The 4,536-nt window shown below is 71.4% G+C and carries 4 protein-coding genes; all 4 read left to right on the top strand.

Going from position 1 to position 4,536, the window contains the following annotated elements; translation table 11 throughout:
* On the top strand, window positions 1-3,197 hold a 3,197-nt coding region (locus BGN97_RS17030), incomplete at its 5' end, for a hypothetical protein (RefSeq protein ID WP_292704225.1).
* A 228-nt stretch (window positions 3,198-3,425) separates the two neighbouring features.
* On the top strand, window positions 3,426-3,794 hold the full coding sequence (rpsL, locus tag BGN97_RS17025) for a 30S ribosomal protein S12 (RefSeq protein ID WP_029145644.1): 369 nt from the start codon (window positions 3,426-3,428) through the stop codon (window positions 3,792-3,794).
* Between the two features lie 5 nt (window positions 3,795-3,799).
* Window positions 3,800-4,270: a 30S ribosomal protein S7 gene (rpsG, locus tag BGN97_RS17020; protein WP_017201608.1), complete on the top strand. Its 471-nt coding sequence runs from the start codon at window positions 3,800-3,802 to the stop codon at window positions 4,268-4,270.
* Window positions 4,271-4,348: 78 nt separating this feature from the next.
* A partial coding sequence (locus BGN97_RS17015; RefSeq protein WP_292704202.1) for a GTP-binding protein occupies window positions 4,349-4,536 on the top strand: 188 nt, incomplete at its 3' end.

The raw sequence follows: 4,536 nt of genomic DNA, 5'->3' as shown, positions 1-4,536 counted from the left end.
CGGCCCCCGCCATGCTCGGCTTCGCCGCGCAGACCGGCGTCGGCGCGGCACTGTGGCTGGCGGCCTCCGCTTTCGCCGCGACTGGCCTGATGGCCCTGCTGACGCGGTTCGCGCCCCGGTTCCCGGTGCGCGACGACGGATCGGATGCCGGCGGCGACACACCTTCGGCCGCGGAGCCGGTGCCTACGGACGTCGACCTCACGGAGCGACCCGAGGCCTCGGAGCGACCGGATGCCGTGCCGGGCGCTGCCCCCGGCCTCGCATCCCGCCGTCCGCTCGCCGCCGAGCTCGCCGCACTCACCGCACTGCAGGTGCTCGTCACGGTCCTCGCGATCGGACGCGTCGTCCTCACCAGTGCGACCGGCCTGTCGATCGCCGCGGTGCTGGCGGTGCTCGCCGTGCACGCCGTGCTGGCGACGACCCGTACGATCCCCAGGACCTGGGCGTTCGCCGCCGGCGTGCTGATCACGGGCGCAGGGGCCTTTGCAGCATCCGGACTCCTGCAGTCCGCATCGATCGACTACGCGTGGTTCATCGCGTTCCCGCCCGCAGGCGCCGTCATCGCGCTGATCCTGTGCGCGCTCGTCCCGCTGCCGCAGCGGACCTCGCGCATCCCGATGGCCGTCGGCGCCGGCCTGGCGGCGGGCGTGACCAGCGCTCCGGCGGTGATCACCGGCGGGTTCATCGGAACCACACTGCTCCGCTTCGCCATCACGGCCACCGCCGGTGGGAGCTCCGCACCGGTTCTCGGATCGGGCACCTGGGCGATGCTCCTCTCCCTGGCTCTCATCGCGGCGGGCTTCGGGGCCTTCGCACTGTGCACGCGCATCCGCCCTGACATCCGCCCGCTGCGCTCCGCGGCGCTGGTCGTGACGGTGCTGTACTCGACGGCGGCGGTGCTGTGTCTGGCCGCCTCTCATGTGCTGCCCCTTCCGATCGGGATCGCCGCAGTGCTGGTCGCAGCCGCGGGCACCGCCCTCGTCCTCGCCCGTACCAGGCCCGCCATCGCAGCGGCCGGCGCGACGGCCGAGACCGTGCCCGACGACGCCGCTCGGAAGGCGCCCGCATGGACGTCGCTGCGGGTTCTGCTCGTCATCGCCGTGCACCTCGCGCTGGCGGTCGCGGTGCTGCTGTCCTGGCAGGATCGGACGCTCGTGCCGTACGCCGGGACCGCCACCCTCGTCGTGCTCGTTGCAGCCGCGCTGACCGTGCCTGGGGCGGCCCGTTTCCTGCACCTGGGCATCGGATACGCCTACGCGCTGGTCCTGGTCGGGACGGCGCTGTCGCTGGCCGGGGTCGACGGCGTCGCGCTGCTGAGCCTGACGGCATCCGCAGGACTTCTCGGGGCCGTCGTGGCCACGTTCCTCCCCGTCGTGCACGCGCGGAACTGGCAGACCGTGCTGGTCGTCGCCACCGTGCCCTTCGCCCTGGGCGTCGTCCAGGTGGTGTTCGAGCGCAGCGGCTGGACCGCGCTGTCGACCGGGCTGATGTTCGTGCTCGCGCTCGCCCTGCTGCTGACGCGTCGCGAGGGCCTGACGGTGGTGATCCGCACGGTCGCCGCGGGGCTGCTGGTGCCGACGCTCGCGGTCATGATCCTGTGCCTGGGCGCCCAGCTGCTGGTGCGCAGCGGATCGCCGGTCGTGCTGCCGATCATCGCGGCGGTCATCGCGCTCGTGCTCCCCTCGGGTCGCATGATCCGCGACGGGCTCGTCGCCCATGGACGCATCGCAGCCACGGCGGATGCGGCCCGGGCCGCGATCGAGGCGTCCGCGCTGCTCACCGGCGCGATCGCCGTGCTGCTGGCGCTGGCCCGCGAGGCGGCCGGCTTCGGCACCGCGTGCCTGGTGCTGATCCTGCTCGGCATCGGAGCGGCGCTCACCTCCCTCCTCGCCGCACGCCGGTACGGATGGTGGGTCGCCGGCGTCGCGTTCACGGGCGCGCTCTGGTCGCTGTGGGCGCTGAACGGCGTGCAGCTCGTCGAGGCCTACCTGCTCCCGCCCGCACTCGCCGCGGCGCTGATCGCCGTTCTGCTCGCGCTGCGCGGGGCTCGAGCTGTCCCGTTGTTCGCCGCAGGTCTCGCCGGAGCGATCATCCCCGTGCTGGTCCTGCTGATCGCGGGCCGCGGCACGGCCGACGTGCCCTGGCGTGCGTTTGCGCTGCTCGCCTCGGCGTGGGTGCTGCTCGCACTAGCCGCGCTCGTGAGCAGGGCGGCGGGTCCACGCCTGCGGAGGCTGCGCCCGTTGCGCGCGACCGCGATCCTGCTGGCATCCGTCGCCGCGCTCGGCGGCACCGCTCAGGCGGTGCGCTGGGGGAGCGGCCTGGACCGGTCGCCGGTGCTGGGCGGCGACGCCGGGCTCTTCCTGCTCTGCGTGGGATCCAGCGCCCTGTCCGCGCTCGCGCTGCTCGTCGCCGCACGGATGCTGCGCGCCACGGCGTCCGCCGCGTCCGCGGTGCCGGCGGCCTCCCGCTGGCTCGCCGTGCCCGGCGCGCTCGCCTTCGGCGTCGGCGTGTGGCCCGCGATCGCGGAGGACTGGTTCGTGATTTGGGGGATGTGGACGCTCATGCTCGGCTGGCTGACCCTGATGGTGCTGACCGCGCGCCGGCCCTCGGCGACGCTCCCGCCGGTGTGGGTGCTGTTCGGCCTCGCCTTCATCACCGCCGTCGTCGCCTGGAGTCCCCGCGAACTGCGCGTGGAGACGTTCTCGCTGCCGCTCGGCCTGTTCCTGCTCGCCGCAGGCGCCCTCGGCCTGCGCTCCGCGGGCGGAGTCAGGGGAGCGCAGGCCGTCGGAGCGGACCCGGTGCGCGATCTTCCGGTCCTGGACGCCTGGCCGCACGGCTGGCGGGGGTCCTGGCCGCTGCTCGCGCCGGGCCTGATCGTGATGATGTCGGCATCCGTCGTGTCCACCTTCACCGATCCGCTCACCTGGCGGGCGATCCTCGTGATGGTGCTCGCGCTCGCCGCGATCCTGGTCGGGGCCGCGCGTCGACTGGCCGCGCCGTTCGTGATCGGCCTGATCGTGCTGCCGGTCGAGAACGTGTTCGTGTTCGCGGTGCAGCTCGGACGGGGGATCGAGTCCATGCCGTGGTGGATCACGCTGGCGACCATCGGCGCGGTGCTGCTGATCATCGCCGTCGCGGGGGAGCGGCGCGAGGGCGCCGACCGCAGCGTGGTGGCGCGGATGCGGGATCTGCGATGAGATCTCGGGAGACCGGCGTGGCGTCCGCCGTCATTTGACCGTCGGGGTTACGCCCCATTACACTTGATCGGGTGTGCGCACGGCTGTGCGCACATGCTGGGCGCCGGCACCGCCGGTTCGCCCCCACGGCATACCCATCACACCAAAAGCAGGGCGGTTCCGTCCTGCCGGTGGGTCATGATGTGAAACCCATCATGCTGTCACCGTGCAGCACTATTAGGAGAGAACGTGCCAACGATTCAGCAGTTGGTTCGCAAGGGACGTACGCCCAAGGTCTCGAAGACCAAGGCGCCCGCCCTGAAGTCGAACCCGCAGCAGGCCGGCGTGTGCACCCGTGTGTACACCACCACCCCGAAGAAGCCGAACTCGGCGATGCGCAAGGTCGCTCGTGTGAAGCTCCGCAACGGCACCGAGGTGACCGCGTACATCCCCGGTGAGGGTCACAACCTGCAGGAGCACTCGCTGGTGCTCGTGCGCGGTGGCCGTGTGAAGGACCTCCCCGGTGTCCGCTACAAGATCGTCCGTGGCGCCCTGGACACCCAGGCCGTCAAGAACCGTAAGCAGGCTCGTTCCCGCTACGGCGCGAAGAAGGGTTGAGTTAGATGCCTCGTAAGGGACCCGCTCCCAAGCGCCCGGTCGTCAACGACCCGGTCTACGGTGCTCCGATCGTCACCTCGCTGGTGAACAAGATCCTCGTCGACGGCAAGAAGTCGCTCGCCGAGTCGATCGTCTACGGCGCCCTCCGCGGCGTCGAGGCGAAGAACGGCCAGGACGCCGTCGCCACCCTCAAGAAGGCGCTCGACAACGTGCGCCCCACCCTCGAGGTCCGCAGCCGTCGCGTCGGCGGCTCGACCTACCAGGTGCCCGTCGAGGTCAAGCCGCACCGCGCGAACACCCTCGCGCTGCGCTGGTTGGTCAGCTACGCGAAGGGTCGTCGTGAGAAGACGATGACCGAGCGCCTGCAGAACGAGATCCTGGACGCGTCGAACGGTCTGGGTGCCGCGGTCAAGCGCCGCGAGGACACCCACAAGATGGCCGAGTCGAACCGCGCCTTCGCCCACTACCGCTGGTAACGGGCTGAGCGGATGCCGCCATCGGCGGCATCCGCTCCCACCAACTGTTCGTTCCTGAACCATCCCGGAGGAACCCCCGTGGCACAAGAAGTGCTCACCGACCTGAGCAAGGTCCGCAACATCGGCATCATGGCGCACATCGATGCCGGCAAGACCACCACCACCGAGCGCATCCTGTTCTACACGGGTGTCAACCACAAGCTCGGCGAGACCCACGACGGCGCCTCGACGACCGACTGGATGGAGCAGGAGAAGGAGCGCGGCAT

Origin of the sequence: Microbacterium sp. 69-10, assembly GCF_001897945.1 — a bacterium.
GTDB lineage: Bacteria > Actinomycetota > Actinomycetes > Actinomycetales > Microbacteriaceae > Microbacterium.
The sequence above is the reverse complement of the archived record's forward strand: the minus strand, read 5'-3'. Positions and strand labels throughout refer to the sequence as shown.